Source organism: Terrihabitans aquatilis, from assembly GCF_052542005.1.
This window is the reverse complement of sequence record NZ_JBOCUO010000001.1, coordinates 671153-691646: the sequence shown is the minus strand read 5'-3', so window position 1 is coordinate 691646 and position 20494 is coordinate 671153. Positions and strand designations below refer to the sequence as shown.

The following is a 20494-nucleotide window of genomic DNA, read 5'->3' as shown; positions in this document are numbered from 1 at the left end:
CATGCGATCTGCTGGGGTGTGTTTGCCGATTTTGCATGTCGTTCGAATGACCGAACGGGTTAGAAGGGGCGCCTGCCCAATGTGCGACTCGCACGCGCTCCCTGTTCGTGGACCATGCTCAAGGGAATTACCTACAAGATCGCGGCCGCCTTCTGCTTCACGCTGATGGCCGCCCTGGTCCGCTGGGTCGGCCATGCCGTGCCACCCGGCGAAATCGTCTTCGCCCGCAGCGCGTTCGCGCTGGTGCCCATCCTGCTCTGGCTCGCCTGGGTGGGCGAGATTCCGCGCGCCTTCCGCACGCCGCGCCCGTTCGGCCATTTCGTACGCGCCAGCATCGGGGTGACGTCAATGTTCTGCATGTTCAACGGCCTGGCGCGTCTTCCGCTGCCGGATTCGACCATGCTGTCCTATGCGGTGCCGATCTTCACCACCATCCTCGCCGCCATCGTGCTGCATGAGCCGTTGCGTGCGGTGCGCGTGCTCTCGGTTCTCGTGGGTCTGGCCGGCGTCGCCGTCATGCTGTGGCCGCACATAGGAGGCGGCAAGCTTGCGGAGATCGTGTCCGGGACGGGCGGCGAGGCCTCGATCGGCGCCATGTTCGCGCTGGTGGGTGCCTTCCTCACCTCGTGCGCGATGATCCAGGTGCGTCGCCTCGTCCAGACAGAGAGCACGGGGACGGTGGTGTTCTATTTCACCATCTTCTCGACGTTCTTCGCGCTGATGACGATCCCGTTCGGCTGGGTCGTTCCCGAGCCGCGCCACGCGATCGCGCTCGTTACTGCGGGCCTGATCGGCGGGGTGGGGCAGATCCTCCTCACCCAGTGCTACCGTTTCGCGGAAGCGTCCGTCATCGCGCCGTTCGAATACACCACGCTCATCTGGGCGCTCGTCATCGGTTGGTTCGCGTTCGGCGACCGGCCTGACATCTTCGCGGGCGTCGGCGGCGTCATCGTCATCGCCTCCGGCATCATCGTCATCCTTTACGAGCGACATCTCGGCATCCAGCGCGCCCGCGCCCGTCAGGCCGATCCGCCGCCGGTGTGAGGCGCTTGCGCGGCCCCTCGGCGACGTCTATGTGACATCGATCTGCTTGGGGTGCGCACGCCGGTGCGCTGAGAGGCAAGGGGCCTTGCGGCCAGCCAACCCACGAACCTGATCCGGGTCATGCCGGCGGAGGAAAGCGGGATGGTCGACACATCTCCTGACATATCGATTGCGCTCACCATTGCCGGAACCGATCCCACGGGCGGGGCGGGCGTTCAGGCCGATCTGAAGACGTTCGCAGCCTTCGGCGTCTATGGTGCGTCGGTCATCACGGCGCTCGTCGCCCAGAACACCCAGGGCGTGCGCGCCATCCATGATGTGCCGCGCACCTTCATCGCCGAGCAGATCGCCTCCGTCTTCGACGACCTCGAGGTGAAGGCCGTAAAGATCGGCATGCTCTCGCAGCCCTCCGTCATCGAGACGGTGGCGGCATCGCTCGACGGTTACGATGCGACCGCAAACCTCGTCGTCGATCCTGTGATGGTGGCTGCCAGCGGCGATCGTCTGTTGGTGCCTGAAGCGGTGGAGGCCTTGCGCTCGGTTCTGCTGCCGAAGGCGCTCGTCATCACGCCCAACATGCCCGAAGCGGCGGCCCTTCTCGATGAACCCGCGGCCGAGGACGAGGCCGGCATGGTCCGCCAGGCCGAGAAATTGATGCGGCTCGGCTGCCGCGCGGTGTTGCTCAAGGGCGGCCACGGCCATGGCCCCGACAGCGTCGACATCCTGCTCGACGCAACCGGCCTCGAACGCTACGCCGCGCCGCGCTTCGCCACCAAAAACACACATGGCACGGGTTGCACACTCTCGTCCGCCATTGCGGCCGGCCTCGCCAATGGTCAGACCCTCCGCGAGGCGGTTCAGGGCGCGAAGGCCTTCATCTCGGGTGCCATCGCGGCCTCCGATACGCTGAAGGTCGGCAAGGGCCACGGGCCTGTGCATCATTTCCACAACATGTGGACGCCCCGCTAAGCCAAATCGGGGCCATGGCGTTCGCTGTCATTGGGGTGTGACACGGTAGTGGTTCTGCTGTGTCCATGACATCGACTCGCCCTCAGCCGCGCCGGTTTCGAACGCTCTTCATCTCCGACGTTCACCTCGGAACGAAGGGTTGTCAGGCCGAGCTTCTCCTCGATTTCATGCGCTACCACGACGCCGACACGATCTACCTCGTGGGCGACATCGTGGACGGCTGGCGGCTGAAACAGAGCTGGTATTGGCCACAGGCCCACAACGACGTGGTGCAGAAGCTGCTGCGCAAGGGGCGTCACGGCGCCCGGCTCGTCTACATTCCGGGCAATCACGACGAGTTCCTGCGCAATTATTACGGCTCGCATTTCGGCGGCATCGAAGTCGCCGAGACAGCCATCCACGAGGCGGCGGACGGCAAGAAATATCTCGTCATCCACGGCGACATGTTCGACATGGTGGTGCGCCACGCCCGCTGGCTCGCGCTTCTGGGCGATTGGGCCTATGTCACCGCGCTCGGCATCAACACCTACATCAACATCGTCCGCCGCCGCCTCGGGCTCACCTATTGGTCGCTCTCGGCCTGGGCCAAGCTCAAGGTCAAGAACGCGGTGAATTACATCTCCGAATTCGAGGATGCGCTATCGGGAGAGGCCGCGCGGGTCGGCGCGCAAGGCGTCATCTGCGGCCATATCCACCACGCGGCCATGCGCGATATCGGCGGCATCACCTACCTCAACACCGGCGATTGGGTGGAAAGCTGCACCGCGCTCGCTGAGAGCGACGACGGCTCGTTCGAGATCATCAAGTGGAATCGTTCCTTGCGCCTCATCCAGGACGATGCGATGAGGGAGGCACCCGTCCCGGTCAGCCTGGACGCGGCCTGAGGGAACAACAGCCACACCGAGCGATGCGAATCCTGATCGTCACAGACGCCTGGCATCCACAGGTGAACGGCGTTGTGCGCACACTGGACCGTGTCGCGTCGGAGGTCCGGCGTATGGGCCACGAGGTCCAGGTTCTTACGCCCAACGAGTTCCGCACCGTTCCGCTGCCGAGCTATCCCGAGATCCGGTTGGCCATCACGCCGCCCGGCGCGGTGGCCCGTCATGTCTCCCTGTTCGCGCCAGATCATCTCCACATCGCGACCGAGGGCCCGCTGGGCCAGGCGGCACGCCGCGCCTGCCTCAATCGTGGGTGGAGCTTCACCACCAGCTACCACACCCGTTTCCCGGAATATCTGCGCGCACGGCTGCCGGTGCCGGAGCGCTGGAGTTACGCCTTCCTGCGCCGCTTCCACAATGCCGGGCGCGGTACGCTCGTCGCCACGGCCTCGCTGAGGGCCGAGCTTGCCGAGCGCGGGTTCACCAAGCTCCGGCCCTGGACGCGGGGCGTCGATTCGGAACTGTTCCGTCCACGCGAATCGAGCGTGCTCGATCTCCCGCGGCCGATCTTCCTGTCGGTCGGGCGCGTCGCGGTGGAAAAGAACATCGAGGCGTTTCTGTCGCTCGATCTGCCGGGCACCAAGGTCGTGGTGGGCGAGGGGCCGGCTCTGGCCTCACTTCAAGCCCAGTTCCCGGATGCGGTGTTTCTCGGCAAGCATACGGGCGAGGATCTGGCGCGGCTCTATGCTTCCGCCGATGTGTTCGTCTTTCCAAGCCTCACCGACACGTTCGGCATCGTTGTGCTGGAGGCGCTGGCCAGCGGCCTGCCGGTCGCGGCCTATCCCGTCACCGGCCCTCTCGATGTGGTGGGCGGCACAGGGGCGGGGGTCCTCGATAAGGATCTTCGAAAGGCCGCTTTGGCGGCGCTCGATATCCCGCGTGAAAAAGCTCGCGAACTCGCGCTCAAGCATTCCTGGGAGGAATGCGCGCGCATGTTCGTCAACGAGATGATCTTCGCGGCCGCGCACCCCGAGCTTCAGGAAAAGTAGAGGATCTTGCTCTCGAAGGTGACGTTGGACGTGGTCCGCTTGGCCATTTTCGCGTCGCCGTTCGAGGCGGCGATTGTCGCTGTCGTCTGTGTCTGAGGCTTCGGCGGTGCGGGGCGCGAGGCTTCGGCCGCGGCCAGAAGCGGCTGAACGCCGGAGCGCATGGCGTTTTCCAGGCGATCGATGGCGGCGAGAAGCGAGGCGGTCTCTTCGGCCCGGGTCCGGCGTGCGAATTCGGCCAGGAACCATCGGCCGCGCGCCGTCTCCATCACGGCGGCCTCGATGGCCTCGTAATCGTCCTCAAAAGCCGGATCGGTGGAATGCGTCATAACCTGTCCTGTCGCGGTCCTGCCCGCGATGTGCAGAAGAGCGTGACCGCATTCTAGGTGCGCAGAGGTTGCCCGGTGTTTAAGGCGAAAGGCGGCATTATCCCCATAATCCACGGGAAGCCGGTGCGATGAGGGACCCGTCGAAGGCGAGGCCGGGCTCGCGGTCGCGCGCCAGCAGGAGCGGCCCGTCGAGATCGACGAACTCTGCGCGGCCTGCCAGCAGCAGGGCAGGCGCCATCGCCAGCGACGTGCCGACCATGCAGCCCACCATCAGCGAAAATCCCAGCCGCTGCGCCTCGTCCGCCAGCGCCAGCGCCTCGGTCAGGCCGCCGGTCTTATCGAGCTTGATGTTGATGGCGTCATAGCGGCCGCACAAAGCCGCAAGCCCGTCACGGGCGTGGACGCTCTCGTCGGCGCAGATCGGCACGACGTGCTCGATTTCCTGCAGTGCCGAATCGTCGCCGGCGGGCAGGGGCTGTTCGATCAGCACGGCACCAGCCCGCGCGCAGGCCTCGAGATTTGCGGCCAGATTGACTGCATCCCACGCCTCGTTCGCATCGACGACGAGCCGGGCGTTCGGAGCTGCCGCCCGCACGGCAGCGATTCGCTCCGGATCGCCATTCCCGCCAAGCTTGATCTTCAGCAGCGGCCGGGCTGCCGCGCGTGCGGCGGCCGCCGCCATCTCTTCCGCGCTGCCCAGGCTAATCGTGTAAGCCGTGGTCACGGGCCGTGGCTCCGCCTGTCCCGCCAGATTCCACGCCGGTTGGCCGCTTCGCTTCGCTTCGAGATCCCAAAGCGCGCAATCCAGCGCGTTGCGCGCAGCGCCTGCGGGCAGGAGCGTCTGCAGCTCCTCGCGTCCGGCCCCGGCCTCGATCGCTCCCGCCACACTTTGAATTGCTGCCGTGACGCTTTCGACGCTCTCGCCGTAGCGCGCATAGGGCACGCACTCCCCGCGCCCTGCGAAGCTTTCGTCACGAATCGTCGCCACCACCACCACGGCCTCGGTGCGAGAGCCGCGAGCGATGGTGAAACGACCTGCGATCGGCCAATTCTCGACGTCGACATCCACGCTGCGCATACGCATGCTTCCTGATGACCTGTGCCCGTAAAGCCTCGCCGGCGTGAAAATCACCGCGTGGTGGGGCCTTGCTTTGCGCCGAAGGGGGCGCTCGGGTACAATTTCCTACGACATTTCGTTCGTGGGAAGAACGCTTTGGCCTTCGCGGCTGAACCTGACATGGTCACCACGTCCGGCAGGACGGGGCAGCTTCTGAGGCTGTCGGGAGAATGGACGTCGCGGCACGCCCGGGAGCTTGAACAGCTCGTGGCCGGCGCGGCGCCCGGTCTTGCCGGCGCGGCCATCAAGCTCGACATCGCCGCCATCTCACGTCTCGACACGGTGGGCGCGCTTCTTCTCGACCGCCTCCAGCGTGAAATCGCGGCCAGCGGCGGCACCAGCTCCATCGAGGGCGGACGGCCGGAACAGCGGATTCTCCTCGAAGCGATCAGCCGCAACGATCATCCGCCTGCGCCGCAGACAAAGCGCGAAAACAATTTCTATACGCTCATCGCCGATATCGGCAGCGGTATGGTCTCCTCTGTCCGGGATCTGCAATCGTGGGTCGCGTTTCTCGGCGCGGTGATGGCCACCACAGGCAGCGTTCTGTTGCGGCCCACGCGTTTCCGCTTCACGTCATTCGTCAATCATCTCGATCTGGTCGGCCTGCGCGCTGTGCCGATCGTGATGCTTATCGCATTCCTGGTCGGTGCCATCATCGCCCAGCAAAGCATCTTCCAGCTCAGATATTTCGGCGCTTCGGTGTTCGTGGTCGATCTCGTCGGCATCCTGTCGATGCGCGAACTCGGCGTTCTTCTGGCCGCCATCATGCTTGCCGGCCGTTCGGGCTCTGCCTTCACGGCCGAGATCGGCTCGATGAAGATGCGTGAGGAGATCGACGCCATACGCGTCATGGCGCTCGATTCCATCGAGGTTCTGATCCTGCCGCGTATTTTCGCGCTCATCGTCGGCCTCACACTGCTGACTTTTCTGGCCATGATCGCCTCGATGGCGGGCGGCGCTCTGGTTGCGGTCGTCTACGGTGGCATCAGTCTCGAGACTTTCCTTGCGCGCCTTCCCACCACGCTGACCATCGAGAGTTTCCTCGTCGGTATGCTGAAGGCGCCGTTCATGGGCCTCGTCGTCGGCCTCATCGCTTCCATCGAGGGCATGAAGGTCGAGGGTTCGGCGGAATCCCTTGGCAGCCGCACCACCGCCTCGGTGGTGAAATCCATCTTCATGGTCATCGTGCTCGACGGCCTGTTCGCCATCTTCTTCGCTGCGATCGGGTTCTGACATGCACGGCGAAGACGGATATCCCATCTCCGACGAGATCATCATCCGGGTGCACGATCTTGCCGCCGGTTTCGGCGACCGGCTGGTGCTGAACCATCTCGATCTGGATGTGCAGCGCGGAGAAATCCTGGGCGTGGTTGGGGCGTCCGGCACCGGCAAATCGGTCCTGCTGCGCACCATCATTGGTCTCGTGCCGAAGCGCGCCGGCACGGTCGAGGTGTTCGGCGTCGATCTTGATCGCGCCAGCCCGAAGGAGCGCATGGCGGTGGAGCAGCGCTGGGGCGTGCTGTTCCAGCATGGCGCGCTGTTCTCGTCGCTGACCGTGAAGCAGAACATTCAGGTGCCGCTGCGCGAGCACACCGATTTCTCGCAGCGGCTGATGGACGATGTCGCCATGCTGAAGCTCGAACTCGTCGGGCTGAAGCCGCAGGCGGCCGACCTTTACCCCTCCGAGCTTTCGGGCGGCATGATCAAGCGCGCCGCGCTCGCACGCGCCATCGCGCTCGACCCCGAACTCATCTTCCTCGACGAGCCCACGTCGGGCCTCGATCCCATCGGCGCGCAGGATTTCGACGAGCTCATTCTCACTCTGCGGCGCACTTTGGGGCTGACGGTTTTCATGGTAACGCATGACCTCGACAGCCTGTCGCACGCCTGTGACCGCATCGCCGCTCTGGGCGACGGCAAGGTGCTCGCCGAAGGGCCCATGTCTGATATGCGCCGCGCCACGCATCCCTGGCTGAAAGCCTATTTCGGGGGGCCTCGCGCGCGGGCCGCCGCCGGCGAAAGGGTGTAACGGACACAGATGGAAACCCGGGCCAATCATTTCGTCATCGGGCTGTTCACGCTGGCCGTCGTCGTCGGCGCATTCAGCTTCGTCTGGTGGTTCACCGGCAAGGCCGATCAGGGCAACCGCGCGCAATACCGTGTGGTCTTTGACGGTTCCGTGTCCGGCCTCTCGCGCGGGTCCGCGGTGTTGTTCAACGGCGTGAACGTCGGCGAGGTCACCGCCATCGATATCGTTCCCGACCAGCCGGGTCGTATCTCCACCACCATCGCCGTCAATTCCACGGTTCCGGTCCGCTCGGACACCAAGGCCCAGCTCGAATATCAGGGCGTCACAGGCGTCGCCTCGGTCATGCTGCAGGGCGGCCAGCCGGACGCGCCGCCGCTCCAGGCGGCGGAGGGCGGGGTGCCGGTCATCGTCGCGCAGAAGTCCACCTATCAGGATCTGATGGAGGGCGCGCGCGGATTGCTGAACCAGCTTGGCGAGTTCATCGACGACAATCGCGGCCCGCTGACGGATTCGGTCGCCAATGTCCAGAAGTTCACCGACGCGCTGGCCGCCAATTCGGACGGTATCAAGAACCTGCTGGGAGCGACCAGCGATATGGCGAGCGCGGTGTCGGAAGTGGCCGGCCCCCTGCGTGATCTGACCGGGGATGCCCGCCGCATCGTGCAGGCCATCGATCCGCAGAAGATCGCCAGCATCGTCGAGTCGACCGAGAAGTTCACGGCCACGATGACCGAGGCCGGGCCAAAGCTGAACGTGGTGCTCGGCAACGCCGAGACCGTGACGACCAACCTCGTCCGCTCCAGCGCCAACCTCAATGAGACGCTGACCCGCGTTCATTCCGTGGTCGCGGCGGTCGATCCCGACCGGGTGCGGCAGGTGCTCGATAACACCGCGGCCTTCTCCGAGACCCTCAAGCGCAACGCGCCGTCGGTCGATGAGATCGTGGCCGATGCCCGTGAATTGTCCGATCGCCTGAACAAGGCCTCGACGCGTATCGACGGCATTCTCGTGCGGGCGGATTCGCTTCTTGGCGAAGGGCAGAACAGCGGCGTGTTCGACGAAGTTCGCGAAGCGGCCAAGTCCATCCGCGTTCTGTCCGACAATCTCGACAAGCGCACGGCGTCTCTTTCGGGTGACATCTCCAATTTTACTGGGCAGGGCCTGCGCGATCTGAGTGGACTTATTTCCAGCGGACGGCAAACTCTGCAGGGAGTGGACCGTGTGGTGCGTGATCTCGAGCGCAATCCGCAACGGTTTATCTTTGGAGGAGGCGGCGTTCCGGAGTATGCTCCGCGCCGCTAGTTTGCTTTGCGGCCAGGGGCTTGGGCCGCTTGCTTGGGGCTGAGAGGTCAGGGTGCCGTCCATCATCAAGCACGCTTCCGCGCGCAATGTGTCCGTTCTTGCGCTCGCCCTCGTGCTCAGCGGGTGCGCGGGTCTTGGCAAACAGGCCCCGTCCGCGACCTTCGATCTCAGCGCGCCCCCGCCCTTTACGCCGGATCGCAATGTGCGCCGTGGCGTGCTCGCCGTTGAAATGCCGAGCGCCATCCAGACGCTCGATTCCAACCGCATGGTGGCCCGCATCGGGCCGCAGATTACCTACATTCCGGCCGCGCAATATTCTGACACGCTGCCCGGCCTGCTCCAGACGCGCCTCGTCCAGGCCTTCGAGAACGCTGGCCGCATCGGCTCCGTCGGTCGCGCTCAGGACCGCATCGCCGCCGATTTCCAGCTTCTAACCGAAATTCGGGCCTTCGAAGTGTCGGTGTCCGGCAGCACGAACACGGCCGTGATCGAGATCGCGACCCGCATCGTGGACCGTGATGGCCGCGTGCGCGCGGGCCGTGTCTTCCAGGCTCAGGCTCCCGTCGCCGATGTCAGCGGAGCAGGCGCCTCCCACGGCCTCAACGCCGCCCTGTGGCAGGTCCTCGTCGAGATCGTGAACTGGACGAACGGTCAGGTCTGAGGACTGCCGGTTCTGTCACTGCGTTCAGGCAATCGCGTTTTCGTCGAACGCCTTGTCCGCAGGCATGCCCCATCCGGATTAGTTTTTATGAGGTCGCCATCAGCCTTTCGTTTTTCGAAAGGTCACGCGCTCGCGGCCCTTCTGCAAAAAGGCGTCGTATCCGGCATCGCGCCACGCATTTCGCTGAACGTGCGTTGTGCGTTCGCTCTTTTCATTGGCCCACCATTCCGGCCGTTCGGCGCTCTTCGGTAGGAGGTCGCTGAAGATCGCTTCGATCTCTGCGAAGGTCAGCGTGAACTCTTGATTGCGCTGCGACAGAAGGTGATCGCGAAGCGGATCATATTTCGCCATTGGTCCCTCTCACATTGGCGGTGCGCCGAAACAAAAGGGGCGCCAAGCGCCCCTTTTTCAACCCTCATGACTCTGCCCGGCTTCAGGCGTCGAACCGTCCTGCCGCATGGGCCAGCAGGGTGTAGACCTTGCCGGTGTTCGAGCTCAGGTAGGTCTGGGCGATCTCCGGGTCCGCTTCGTTGCGGGCGGCTTCGTCCAGCAGGCGCTCGAACTCGCTGATGTAGCGGTCCACCGTCTGGCGGAACTCGGAGCTGTTGCCGTAGCGGCGGCGCAGATCGTCGAAGGTCCGCAGGCCGTCTGCCGTGTAGAGGCGGCGCGTGAACACGCCGTCCTCGCCGCGGCGGAAGCGGTCCCACGCCTCCATCATCGCCTTCGCGTCGATAAGCTGTCCGATTTCCGACGACAGTTCGTCGAGCGAGTCGAGCGTCGAGCGCGCAGCATTTCCGTTGCGGCTCTTGTTGGCCGGCGCGGTATTCTCGCCTTCGCCGCCGATAAGCCCACTCAGCCAGCCGGCCTCGCCCTTCGTGCCATTGCGTTCCGCCGCCTCAATCGCGTCCTTGCGGCGCGGCTGGGGCTTGGTGGCCGGACGCGATGCCGATGCCGCGATCCGAGCGGGACGGGCGCTTTCGTTGGCCGCGAGGTCCATGCGCGGCTCCACCGCATCATGCAGGCCGCCATGGCGGGTCGCGATCTCGGTGAGGGCATTCAACGCGCGGATCTGCTCGGACACCACGCGGCGGATGGCGGCGGTGTTTTCCTCCGTCTCCTTCGGCATGGCCAGCACGCCCCGGCGCAGTTCCTCGCGCGTTGTTTCCAGCTCGTTCTGGATGGCGCTGGTCATGCCGCGCATGTCCTGCGCGACACCACCGAGCCCGTCGGAGGCGTTCTTCAGCAGATCGTTGAGATCCGCCATCGTCCGCTCGTAGGTGGCGCGCAGTTCCTGCGCCGTGCGCTCGCGCTCCGCGGCCGAGACCGTGCGAAGCTCGTCGAACCGGGTCTGGATCGCCTGCGCCGCATCGCCGGCCTGCTCGGCCAGGCCCTGACCGGCGTCGCGCACCCGCGCTTCCGCCTGTCCAAGCTGCTCCTCGATCAGCGAGGTGAAGCCGCGCAGCACGCCGTCGAGTTCCCGGGCGCGCAGGCCCAATGCACTCGTCAGCTGCTCCAGCGATTCCCGACGGCTGTCGAGATCGCCTTCCAGCGTTTCCTTCGTGCTGGCCAACGCATTCACCGCCTCGGCCAACGCGCCGCCCTGCTGGTCGAAGCGCTCGGTCAGCTGCGTCAGATCGGCGAGCACGCCGCGACCCAGATCGCGCAGGCCGTCGATCTGCCCGGCCAGCACCTCGGATTTCTCCTCGGCCGCGTGGCCCAGCCGCTCCACCGTCTCCGCGGCGCGCATGACGAGCTGGCCGATGGTGGAGCTGGTAGTCTGGATGCCCGACAGCGAACCCTGGACGGAGCCGGCCAGTTCCTCGCTGGCCTGCCGCAGTTCAGCGGCCGCGCGCAGCGCATCGCCGGACATGGCGCCGGTCACGTTCTCCATCACGGCCGACACGTCCTCGCGGATGCGCTCGGCCTGCTCGTGCAGTGTGCGGGCGGCAAGCTCGGCCTGCTGCTCCACGATACGTGCAACCTCGTCTCCGGTGAGGCGCACTTCCTCGGAGAGCTGATTGCGGCGATCGCTGACGATCTTCACGAAGCGCGCACCGTCCTCGTCGAACAGGCGAGCCAGCTCCGACGTGCGGCTGCCCAGCGTGTCGGCCAGCGCATTGGTGCGCTCGTGCAGCGTCTCGACCGTGCCGTTCGCGAGGCTCTGCAGCCCGGTCTCGACCTCGGCGGCGGCAACCACGAGGGTCTCCGTCACTCGGCCGATGCTCTGCGACAGGCGGTCGGAGAGCGCATCGCCACGCTGCTCCAGCGTCGCGGATGCCTCGTCGAGACGGCCCACGACCACCTGCTCGAAGCGGTCGATGCGGGTGTCGAGCGTCTGCGCCACTTCCAGGGCCTTTTGGCCCAAAGCGGTGTTGACGGCCTGCGCGCTGCCTTCCAGCGACGCCACTACGGAGCCGGCACGGTCCGAGATTTCCTCGGCGAAGCGCTGGGCGCGGGTGTCGAGCGTCTCAGTGAGTTCGCGGCCGCCCTCGTTGAGCGTGCGTGACAGATCGGCCGCACGCGACACCAGCATCTGCTGGAAGCTCTCGGCGCGGGCGTCGATGCCGTCGCCGATCCGCTCCAGACGGCTGTCCAGCTTGCCGCCGATCTCCTCGATCTTGACCGAGGCGTCGTCGCCGAAGCCTTCGAGGCGCGCGGTGACGATCGAGCCGATCTCCTCGGCTCGCCGCGCGAGCAGGGTGTTGAAGGTCTCGGCGTGGCCGGCCAGCGTCGAATCGATCATCGACGAGCCCGACAGCATCACCTGATCGACCGCTTCGCCACGGCGCAGGAGGATGGCCTCCAGCGTTTCGGCATGGCGGACGAGATTGGCGTCCAGCGTCTCCGCGCCCTGCGCCACGGCCTGCTGCACGGTTTCCCCGCGCCCTTCGATGGCGTGGACGAAGGCTTCGACGTAACGGCCGAGCGTGGCGTCGAGCGCGTCGGTGCTTTCCGCCACGGCCCGCTGCATCGCGTCGCCACGGTTCAGCAGGGTGCGGGCGAAGGTGTCCGCATGGCGGGCCAGCGCGGAATCGATGGCCTCCGTGCCCTGGCTGACGGTCTGTTGCAGCGTCTCGCCACGGCCCTCGAGGGCCTGGACGAACAGCTCCACGTAACGACCGAGCGCCTCGTCGAGCGTCCGCGTGCCTTCGCTCACAGCCTGCTGCACCGTCTGCGTGCGGCCGTCGAAGGTCTCGGTGAACACGTCGACATAGCGGCCGAGCGTCGTGTCGAGCGCTTCGGTACCCTGGGCCACGGCCTGCTGCACGGCTTCGCCACGCCCGTCGAGGGCATGCGTGAAGGTCTCGACGTAACGGCCGAGCGTGCTGTCGATGGCCTCGGTGCCCTGAGACACCACCTGCTCGATGGCCTCGCCGCGACCCATGATGGTGCGGGTGAAGGCATCGACATGGCGGGTGAGGGCGGCATCCAGCGTTTCGGTGCCCTGGGCCAGTGCCTGCTGCACCGCGTCCCCACGGCCCTCGAGCGTCTGGATGAAGGTCTCGGCATGGCGGCCGAGTGCCGCGTCGAGCGTCTCGCTGCCCTGCATGATGGTGTGCTGAAGGCCCTCGGCCCGGCCGTCGAAGGCCTGGGTGAAGGCATCGACGTAGCGGTTCAGCGTCACGTCGAGATCGCGCGTTCCATCCGCCAGGGTCTGCTTCACCGCTTCGCTGCGGCCATCGAAGCCCTCGGCAATCGCATCGGCGTAGCGGCCGAAGGTGGCGTCGAACGTCTCGGCGCCCTGTGCCAGGGCCTGCTGCACGGCATCGCTGCGGCCGTCGAGTGCGGAGACGAACGTCTCCACATAGCCGCCGAGCACATTGTCAATCGTCTGGGTGCTGTCCGCCACCGCGCGTTCGATGGCCTGGCCGCGCAGGTTCCAGGCCTGCTCCAGATGGTCGACATGGCCGGCAAGGGTGGTGTCGATCCGATCCGCGCCTTGCGAAACGGCGCGCTCGATCTGCTCGCCGCGCTCGCGCCACAGGCTGTCGAAGCCCTCGGCATAGCGCGACAGGGCGCTGTCGAGGGTGTCGGCTCCGCGTGCCACCGCCTGTTCAAGCGTGCCGGAGCGCTGGCGCCAGACGTCCTCGAAGAGCTCGGAATAGCGGGCGAGCGTTGCATCCAACGTGCCGGTGCTCTCGCTGATGGCGCGCTCGATGGCGTCGCCACGGCCGTTCCACAGGCTTTCGACCGTCTCCACATAGCGGGAGAGAGTGCCTTCCATGCCGGCCGCGCTGTCGGCCAGCGCTCGTTCCACGGCGCCGCCGCGCTCGGTCCACATGGCCTGGAACAGTTCGGCATAGCCGCCCAGAGCGGCGTCGAGCGTCTCGGTCTCCTTGGTGATGGCGCTTTCGACCTCGCGGCCGCGTTGGCCGATCGTGGTTTCCAGCGTCCGCACGCAGCGTTCGAGGTTGGTCTCGATCGTCTGTGCGCCGTCGGCCACCACCTGCTGGATGGCATCGCCGCGCCGGTTCCACAGGCTCTCGAAGGTCTCGGCATAACCGCCGAGCGTGGCGTCGAGGGTACCCGTGCCCTCGGTGAACGCCTTTTCCAGTGCCTCGCTGCGAGCGCCAAGCGTGGCTTCCACCGTCTCGGCGTAGCGGGCGAGGTTGATCTCGATGGAATCCGTGCCGCGCGTCACGGCCTGTTCGATGGACGTGCCGCGCTCGCTCCACAGCCGCTCGAACGTGTCGACATAGGCGGCGAGGTTGGTGCGAAGATCCTCCGTGCCTCCCGTGACCGTCTGCTCGATGGCGGAGGTGCGCTGCAGCCACGCATCCTCGAACGCCGTGACATGGCGGCCAAGCGTAGCATCGACGCTTTCGGCGCCATGCAGAACGGCCCGTTCCAGAGCGCCGCCGCGCTCGTGCCACAAGGTTTCGAACGCCTCGGCATAGCGGCCGAGCGCGCTGTCGAGCGCCTCGGTTCCGCCCGCCACGGCCTGTTCGATCGAATTGCCGCGCTGCGCCCAGATGGTCTCGAAGTTCGAGACGTAGTGCGTCAGCATCGCGCGCAGCTGGTCGCTGCCGCCGGAGACGGCCTGCTCCAGAGCCGAACCGCGCTCGTTCCACAAAGCGGTGAAGGTTTCGGCATGGCGGCCCAGCGCGCTGTCGAGCGCCTCGGTTCCGCCGGCGACGGCCTGCTCGATGGAGGTGCCGCGCTGCGTCCAGATGGCCTCGAAGTTCGAGACGTACTCGGTCAGCATGGCGCGCAGGTGGTCGCCGCCGCCGGAGACCGCGCGCTCCAGGGCCGAGCCACGCTCGTTCCAAAGGGCAGTGAAATTGTCGGCATGGCGGCCGAGCGCCAGATCCAGGGCCTGCGCGTTCTGCGCCACGGCACGTTCCAGCGCCTCGCCACGGGTTCCCAGCACATCTTCAAAGGTCTGGGCGTGGCGGCCCAGCACGTTGTCGAGCGTTTCGGCGCTCTGCGCCACCACACGTTCCATGGCTTCGCTGCGGGCGCCCAGCACCTGCTCGAACTGTTCGGTGTGGCGACCAAGGGCGTTGTTGAGCGCCTCCGTTCCGGCCAGCACCGTGCGCTCGAGCGAGCCGCCGCGTTCGCCCAAAATCGTTTCCACGGTGTCGGTGTAGCGGTCGAGCGCACCGTCAAGACGCGCCGCGCCATGCGAGACGGCCTGCTCGACAGCCTCGCCGCGCTGGCTGAACAGCGTGTCGAAGTTCTGCACGTAGCGGCCAAGGGCCTGGTCGAGCGTCTGCGTGCCCTCGGCGATGGCCTGTTCGACATTCTGGCTGCGCCCGTTGAGGACGTTCTCAAACGTGCCGACATAGCGGCCGAGCGTGGCGTCGAGCGTCTCGGCGCCGCCGGCGAATGTGCGGTCGAGCTCACCGGCGCGGCCTTCCAGCGCCTCGAGGATCGCGGTCCCACGCACATCGATGATCTGCTCGAGGCTGCGGACATGTCCGTCCAGTGCCTGATCGAGCTGGGCGGCGTCGTTGCCGAGGCGTGAGGCGATGTCCTGCGCGCGGCCGTTGATGAGGCTGTCGAAGCGGCCGAGCGAGGTGTTCAGCGCGCTCGTCACGGCATCGCCCTGCGAGAGCAGGGTGCCGGAGAGCTGTTCGGCGCTCGCCAGGATCTGGTCGTTGATCTGTCCGCCACGCTCCGTCACGCGCTCGGTCAGTTCGTTGCCGGCGGCTGCGATCTGACGGGTCAGATCGTCGATGCGGCTGGCCAGTTCGCCGGTCAGGGCATCGCTTGCACCGCTCAGCGCCTCGCGAGCGTTCAGCACGCTCGCCTCGATCTGTCCGCCGAGACGCTCCTCGAAGCCTTCGGTGCCGCGCAGCAGCATGTCGCTGGCAGATGCTGCCGCTGCGGAAAGACGCGCTTCCAGGTCGTCGCCGCGCACCACGATGAGATCGTGCATCCGGTCGACCGAATCGGCCAGTTTCCGGGCGATCGCGTCGCCCTGTTCGCCGATGGCCTCGGCCGCCTGGGCGCTGGCCATGTCGACGATCTGGCGGATGTTGTCGGTGCGCTGGGCGAACAGGTCGTCCGCCACGCGTGCGCCGGCATCCATAGCGTCCCGCACCAGGGCGATACGCGAATCGAGATTGTCGAGCAGGCTCTGGCCGTTTTCGCGGAGGCCGTGTTCGAGCGCGGTGCCGCGATCGAGCACCGCTTCGCGGATGCGTTCGCTGGCGTCCGAGATGCGGTCGGCGAGTCCGCCGCCCTGGCCCAGAACTTCGTTGATCTGCGCCGTGCTGTCGACCAGACGCGCCGCCACATCCTCGCCGCGCGCGGCAAGCTCCACGAGCACCGCGTCGCCGCTCGTGCGCAATTGTTCGCCGACATCGGCCACACGCTCGCTGATGGCGCGGCCGATCTGCTCGCTCGAATCGAGCAGGGCAAGATTGAGGGCGTCCGCACGCTCGCCGAAGCTGGCGGCCACGTCGCGGCCGGTGCGCTCCAGCGCGGCCGTCACCGTCTCGCCGCGGGTCCCGATCGTGTCGGCGATCTGGGCGCCGGTGTCGTTCAGCGCATCGGCCATTTCGCGGGCCCGGTCGGCCAGCAGCATGGTCACGGTTTCGCCGGTGTTGCCCAGCGTCTCCGCCATCTGACGGGCGCTGTCGGCGAGGTTCAGCGACACCGCGTTGGTCTGGTCGGCGAGGGCGCGGGTAACGGCGTCGCCGCGCTCGGCCATGACGTTGGCGAGGTCGGAAGTGTTGGCGTTCAGCGTGTCGATGACGGCGCGTGCGCGGCCTTCGATCTGCTCGGCCACGGCGTCGGCGGTCTGTCCCAGCGCATCGCTGAGGATCTGGGCGCGGTTCGCCATGTTGTCGGTCAGGCCGTCGCCGGCCGAGGACAGGGAGAAGGTGAGGGTGCGGGCCTGTTCCTCGATACGGTCGGCCAGCTGGTTGCCGCTTCGGGCAAATTCGTCGGCCACGGCGCGCGAGCGCTCGTCGAACAGACGGGCGACGTCGTTGCCGGTCGTCACGAGCACATCCTGCAGGCCGGTGGCGCGGTCGTTGAACGTCACGGCCAGGCGCTCGCCCGTCGCGGTGAAAGTCTCGTTGAAGGTGCTGCCGGTCTCGTTCAGGCGGTTCAGCAGGCCCTGGCTTTCGACCGTGAAGCTGTGCATCAGGCTCTCGCCCGCGATGCCGACAGCCTGGGTAAATTCACCGGCCTTGTCGCCCAGCGAGCGGGCGACGTCCTCGCCTGCGGCGCCGATCGTCGCCACCAGCGTCTGGCTGGCATTGGCGAGCTCGCGCGACAGGCCCTCATGCGCGCCCTCCAGCGACATGCGCAGATCGCCGGCATTGTTCACCAGCGCCTCACGCTGCAGGCGCAAATCGTCGATCAGCACGCGCATGCGCGCTTCATTGTCCTGATAGGCACGCTCGAGCGAGACCACTTCGCCGCGCACGCTGGCCTCGAGCTCGCTGGCGCGCATCAGGATGCGTTCGATGCCCGAATCCATCGCCGCGATCTCGCGGCGCACGCTTTCGCTGAGGCTCAGCACGGCGGTCTGGCCGGCGCGCTCGGGTTCGGCGAGACGAATCGCGACCTGGGTCATGGAGCGGGCCACGAGCCGCATTTCCTGCGCGCGGCGCGACAGCACGGCCAGCGTGAAGAAGAACAGGATAGGCGCGATCGCCAGCACGGCCATCATGGCGGCCTGCGGCAGCGCGCCGGGTGCGTTCAGGTCGAGGCCGTCGGCCAGGCTCATCGACGTTGCGGCGTAGACCGCCACCAGCGCGATCCACACCAGTGAGCCGATCGTCGCCAGCACGAACGGCCCATAGGAGGGCCGGCGCTGCAGGCCGTAGAGCACATGAGCGAAGGAGCGGGCGTCGTCGTTGGCGGGGGGCTGGTTGGCCCCAAGTATTCCGGGGCCTTGAGGGCGCTGGGGCCGAACCTGCGGATCTGTGTCGGCAGAGGCCGGCGCGCCATCCATGTTCAGGGCCTCCTCAATGGCGGACAAAGCGGCGTCCGAAGGGAGCTGCGCTTTGCTGGGTTGATGAGCCATGACACTGCCTCGCTGCCGAACCGCAATACAAAAACCGGCTGCGTTCCCGTCGGAGATGGCACAGATCCTGGTCGATAAGCCGACCGGAACCTGCATGCCGCAAGCACGTCCGTCTCCGCTTCAGGCGTTGGGATGGTCGATCCACGGGCCCGAAGATAGTCCGCTGCATTTCGAATTTACGACTCTGCCGCGGTCTTGGAAACAAGATAGCCTAGGAATTCCCCAACGTCGTTAACGCATAATTTACCATAAGATCAGCCGGTCGGCCGATCCGGCGCTTACCTTGCGCCCGGAAACGTCAACTTTGATTTGTTTGGATAGATAAAGTTGTGCGTAAATTCGGCGCACCGCGATATCGCAGATCAGATTGCCGGTGGCCCCCGTCAAAGGCGAATTCCTGCCCACGAACGGCGATGAAGGCTTTCCGCGCGCCCGCCAGATCTTACGCAGGCCGCAAAACAAAAGGGCAGGCCGAAGCCTGCCCTTTGCATATTGGAGGGAATCCGATCCTCAGGCCACGCCCAGCTTCTTCTGAAGGCTGGTGGACGAGGTCGTGTACTGGAACACGATGCGGCGGTCGGGGCTGATGCGCTTGGCGGCGGCCTGCGCCATCAGCGCGCCTTCGTGGAAGCCCGACAGGATGAGCTTCAGCTTGCCCGGATAGGTGTTGATGTCGCCGATCGCGAAGATGCCGGGCTGACTGGTCTCGAACTTCTCGGTGTCGACCGGGATCAGGTTCTCGTGCAGGTGGATGCCCCATTCCGCCAGCGGGCCGAGCTTCATCGTGAGGCCGAAGAAGGGCAGCATGGCATCGCAGGCGATATCGTAGGACGAGCCGTCGGTGCCTTTCACGGCAGCGGCTTCCAGCTGTCCGCCTTCGCCCTTGAGCTCCGTCACCTGGCCGAGACGCAGATCGATCACGCCTTCCGCAGCGAGCGTGCGCATCTTGTTGACGCTGTCGGGCGCGGCGCGGAATTCGTCGCGGCGGTGCAGCAGCGTCACCTTCTCGGCGATGGGGGCAAGGTTCAGCGTCCAGTCGAGCGCGGAATCGCCGCCGCCGACGATCAGCACCTTGCGGCCGCGGAACGCCTCCATCTTGCGCACGGAATAATAGACGGAGCTGTTCTCGTAATCGCCGACATTGGAGATCGGCGGCTTCTTCGGCTGGAAAGAACCGCCACCGGCCGCGATCACCACCACCTTGGTCTCGAACACCGTGCCGGCATTCGTCTGCAGGCGGAAGCTGTCGTCGGGCAGGCGCTCCAGCGTTTCCACCATCTCGCTCAGGTGGAAGGTCGGGCCGAACGCCTTGATCTGCTCCATCAGATTGTCGGTCAGGTCCTGGCCGGTCACCGTGGGCAGGCCGGGAATGTCGTAGATCGGTTTTTCCGGATAGAGCTCGGCGCACTGGCCGCCGACCTTGTCGAGAATGTCGATGACGTGGGCCTTGATGTCGAGAAGCCCGAGTTCGAACACCGCGAAGAGGCCGCAGGGGCCAGCGCCGATGATCACGACATCGGTCTTGATGAGATCGCTCATGAAGCCTGGACAGTCTTGGTTGGCCGCGTCCGCACGCGCCGGGGGGAGGAAAGTCGGGCTGTCATAAAGCCCGATGCGCCGCGAGGGAAGAGGAGATGTGCCCGGTGAGGCCGCTCAGCCCTGCCGTGCGGGGGTGTGCACCACCACGCCGTCGAGCACCGCCGAGACCTTGATCTGGCAGGACAGGCGGCTCGTCGGGCGCACGTCGAAGGCGAAATCCAGCATGTCCTCTTCCATGGGAGAGGGGCCGCCGACCTTCTCGGTCCAGGAATCGTCGACATAGACATGGCACGTGGCGCAGGAACAGGCGCCGCCGCATTCGGCCTCGATTTCAGGAACGGCGTTCTGGATCGCGGCTTCCATGATCGTGGAGCCGATCTCCGCATTGATGGTGCGGGATTCCCCGGATGAATCGATGAAGGTGATGCTGGCCATGATCTCTCGCACGACAAATGGGGGCGGCCGGGCCGCCCCCTTCAAATTCGGCGCAGGTTTAGGGCGAAACGGCCTGTCGCGCCAGAGGCGCGGCGTCGCGCCTCGGTGTTTCGCGTCTAGGCAGCGCGATCTTGCTGTTTCGGAAACCGGTGCGCGGCGGGATCAGCGCTTCAGAACGCTGTCGATCTCGTCGACAGCCTGCGAGATGCACTCGGCAAGCTCGGCCACGGCCGGGCCCGCCGGACGCTGTTCGCGCATCGCGGCTTCGAGAGCCTCGGCCGCCTCGGCCACCCGCCACGCACCCACGCCCTTCGCAGAGCCGTTGAGGGAATGGGCAATCTGCGCACGGTTGCGCGGATCGGTCATCGCCTCCAATTGAAACAGCACCTGTCGGGCCTGACGGCGGAAGATTCCCAGCACTTCACGCTCGAGCGCGCGGTCACCGGAGGTCTTGCGGGACAGATGATCTCGATCGAGAGGACGTTCGACAGAAAGAGGTTCAGGCTCTTCATACGCATACGCAAGTGACATCTGGAGCGTTCCTATTAAAACTCGGCACATCAACCAAACGCGGTGGATGGGAAAAGTTTTCCTGCCAGCCGTGTCGAATTTAGGGCAGCTCCGGGGCAGACTTGGTTAAGAAAATCTAATTCC

The 20494-nt window shown here is 66.0% G+C and carries 15 protein-coding genes and 1 riboswitch; of the genes, 8 read left to right on the top strand and 7 right to left on the bottom strand.

Annotated features, from left to right (window positions below):
* Nucleotides 1–114: 114 nt before the first annotated feature.
* The 4 genes from ACQ6S1_RS03470 (at nucleotide 115) to ACQ6S1_RS03455 (ending at nucleotide 3943) form a co-directional block, all read left to right on the top strand.
* A complete protein-coding gene (locus ACQ6S1_RS03470; RefSeq protein ID WP_445039751.1) occupies nucleotides 115–1044 on the top strand; it encodes a DMT family transporter in 930 nt (309 codons plus the stop codon).
* A 37-nt stretch (nucleotides 1045–1081) separates the two neighbouring features.
* A riboswitch (TPP riboswitch) is annotated at nucleotides 1082–1196 on the top strand.
* Nucleotides 1186–2013 carry a bifunctional hydroxymethylpyrimidine kinase/phosphomethylpyrimidine kinase gene (gene thiD / locus ACQ6S1_RS03465; RefSeq protein ID WP_445039750.1) on the top strand — a complete coding sequence of 276 codons (828 nt, stop codon included), beginning with the start codon at nucleotides 1186–1188 and terminating at the stop codon, nucleotides 2011–2013. It overlaps the preceding riboswitch by 11 nt.
* 65 nt (nucleotides 2014–2078) lie before the next feature.
* Nucleotides 2079–2897: a UDP-2,3-diacylglucosamine diphosphatase gene (locus ACQ6S1_RS03460; protein WP_445039749.1), complete on the top strand. Its 819-nt coding sequence runs from the start codon at nucleotides 2079–2081 to the stop codon at nucleotides 2895–2897.
* A gap of 23 nt (nucleotides 2898–2920) precedes the next feature.
* Nucleotides 2921–3943 carry a glycosyltransferase family 4 protein gene (locus ACQ6S1_RS03455; protein WP_445039748.1) on the top strand — a complete coding sequence of 341 codons (1023 nt, stop codon included), beginning with the start codon at nucleotides 2921–2923 and terminating at the stop codon, nucleotides 3941–3943.
* Here ACQ6S1_RS03455 and ACQ6S1_RS03450 read toward each other — a convergent pair.
* A complete protein-coding gene (locus ACQ6S1_RS03450) occupies nucleotides 3931–4269 on the bottom strand; it encodes a hypothetical protein (RefSeq protein WP_445039747.1) in 339 nt (112 codons plus the stop codon). The genes ACQ6S1_RS03455 and ACQ6S1_RS03450 overlap by 13 nt on opposite strands.
* 97 nt (nucleotides 4270–4366) lie before the next feature.
* The gene (dgcA, locus tag ACQ6S1_RS03445) at nucleotides 4367–5347 is read right to left on the bottom strand and encodes an N-acetyl-D-Glu racemase DgcA (protein ID WP_445040256.1); all 981 of its coding nucleotides are present in this window, start codon (nucleotides 5345–5347) and stop codon (nucleotides 4367–4369) included.
* Between the two features lie 159 nt (nucleotides 5348–5506).
* Here dgcA and ACQ6S1_RS03440 point away from each other — a divergent pair, with 159 nt between their 5' ends.
* Genes ACQ6S1_RS03440 through ACQ6S1_RS03425 form a run of 4 tightly spaced genes read left to right on the top strand, consistent with a single transcriptional unit; the run spans nucleotide 5507 to nucleotide 9381 of the window.
* On the top strand, nucleotides 5507–6622 hold the full coding sequence (locus tag ACQ6S1_RS03440) for an ABC transporter permease (RefSeq protein ID WP_445039746.1): 1116 nt from the start codon (nucleotides 5507–5509) through the stop codon (nucleotides 6620–6622).
* Nucleotide 6623: 1 nt separating this feature from the next.
* Complete coding sequence (locus ACQ6S1_RS03435; protein ID WP_445039745.1) at nucleotides 6624–7418, top strand: ABC transporter ATP-binding protein; 795 nt, start codon at nucleotides 6624–6626, stop codon at nucleotides 7416–7418.
* Between the two features lie 9 nt (nucleotides 7419–7427).
* Nucleotides 7428–8720 carry an MCE family protein gene (locus tag ACQ6S1_RS03430; protein WP_445039744.1) on the top strand — a complete coding sequence of 431 codons (1293 nt, stop codon included), beginning with the start codon at nucleotides 7428–7430 and terminating at the stop codon, nucleotides 8718–8720.
* Nucleotides 8721–8772: 52 nt separating this feature from the next.
* On the top strand, nucleotides 8773–9381 hold the full coding sequence (locus ACQ6S1_RS03425; protein ID WP_445039743.1) for an ABC-type transport auxiliary lipoprotein family protein: 609 nt from the start codon (nucleotides 8773–8775) through the stop codon (nucleotides 9379–9381).
* Between the two features lie 99 nt (nucleotides 9382–9480).
* Here the strand turns inward: ACQ6S1_RS03425 and ACQ6S1_RS03420 are convergent, their stop codons facing one another.
* From ACQ6S1_RS03420 to ACQ6S1_RS03400, 5 genes are all read right to left on the bottom strand, one after another.
* Entirely contained in the window at nucleotides 9481–9732 is a 252-nt protein-coding gene (locus ACQ6S1_RS03420; RefSeq protein ID WP_445039742.1) for a DUF7662 domain-containing protein, read from the bottom strand.
* A gap of 82 nt (nucleotides 9733–9814) precedes the next feature.
* Nucleotides 9815–17866, bottom strand: coding sequence for an apolipoprotein A-IV repeat region-like domain-containing protein (locus tag ACQ6S1_RS03415; RefSeq protein ID WP_445039741.1), 8052 nt, complete (start codon nucleotides 17864–17866; stop codon nucleotides 9815–9817).
* 510 nt (nucleotides 17867–18376) lie between these two features.
* Nucleotides 18377–19405, bottom strand: coding sequence for an NAD(P)/FAD-dependent oxidoreductase (locus ACQ6S1_RS03410; protein WP_445039740.1), 1029 nt, complete (start codon nucleotides 19403–19405; stop codon nucleotides 18377–18379).
* A gap of 114 nt (nucleotides 19406–19519) precedes the next feature.
* A complete protein-coding gene (locus ACQ6S1_RS03405) occupies nucleotides 19520–19840 on the bottom strand; it encodes a 2Fe-2S iron-sulfur cluster-binding protein (RefSeq protein WP_445039739.1) in 321 nt (106 codons plus the stop codon).
* A gap of 162 nt (nucleotides 19841–20002) precedes the next feature.
* On the bottom strand, nucleotides 20003–20371 hold the full coding sequence (locus ACQ6S1_RS03400; RefSeq protein ID WP_445039738.1) for an Hpt domain-containing protein: 369 nt from the start codon (nucleotides 20369–20371) through the stop codon (nucleotides 20003–20005).
* Nucleotides 20372–20494 lie beyond the last annotated feature (123 nt).

Bases quoted from the DNA above. Each gene is read 5' to 3' on its own strand.
- ACQ6S1_RS03470 (WP_445039751.1), top strand. From the start codon at position 115: ATGCTCAAGGGAATTACCTACAAGATCGCGGCCGCCTTCTGCTTCACG.
- thiD (WP_445039750.1), top strand. From the start codon at position 1,186: ATGGTCGACACATCTCCTGACATATCGATTGCGCTCACCATTGCCGGA.
- ACQ6S1_RS03460 (WP_445039749.1), top strand. From the start codon at position 2,079: ATGACATCGACTCGCCCTCAGCCGCGCCGGTTTCGAACGCTCTTCATC.
- ACQ6S1_RS03455 (WP_445039748.1), top strand. From the start codon at position 2,921: ATGCGAATCCTGATCGTCACAGACGCCTGGCATCCACAGGTGAACGGC.
- ACQ6S1_RS03450 (WP_445039747.1), bottom strand. From the start codon at position 4,269: ATGACGCATTCCACCGATCCGGCTTTTGAGGACGATTACGAGGCCATC.
- dgcA (WP_445040256.1), bottom strand. From the start codon at position 5,347: ATGCGCAGCGTGGATGTCGACGTCGAGAATTGGCCGATCGCAGGTCGT.
- ACQ6S1_RS03440 (WP_445039746.1), top strand. From the start codon at position 5,507: ATGGTCACCACGTCCGGCAGGACGGGGCAGCTTCTGAGGCTGTCGGGA.
- ACQ6S1_RS03435 (WP_445039745.1), top strand. From the start codon at position 6,624: ATGCACGGCGAAGACGGATATCCCATCTCCGACGAGATCATCATCCGG.
- ACQ6S1_RS03430 (WP_445039744.1), top strand. From the start codon at position 7,428: ATGGAAACCCGGGCCAATCATTTCGTCATCGGGCTGTTCACGCTGGCC.
- ACQ6S1_RS03420 (WP_445039742.1), bottom strand. From the start codon at position 9,732: ATGGCGAAATATGATCCGCTTCGCGATCACCTTCTGTCGCAGCGCAAT.
- ACQ6S1_RS03415 (WP_445039741.1), bottom strand. From the start codon at position 17,866: ATGGCTCATCAACCCAGCAAAGCGCAGCTCCCTTCGGACGCCGCTTTG.
- ACQ6S1_RS03410 (WP_445039740.1), bottom strand. From the start codon at position 19,405: ATGAGCGATCTCATCAAGACCGATGTCGTGATCATCGGCGCTGGCCCC.
- ACQ6S1_RS03405 (WP_445039739.1), bottom strand. From the start codon at position 19,840: ATGGCCAGCATCACCTTCATCGATTCATCCGGGGAATCCCGCACCATC.
- ACQ6S1_RS03400 (WP_445039738.1), bottom strand. From the start codon at position 20,371: ATGTCACTTGCGTATGCGTATGAAGAGCCTGAACCTCTTTCTGTCGAA.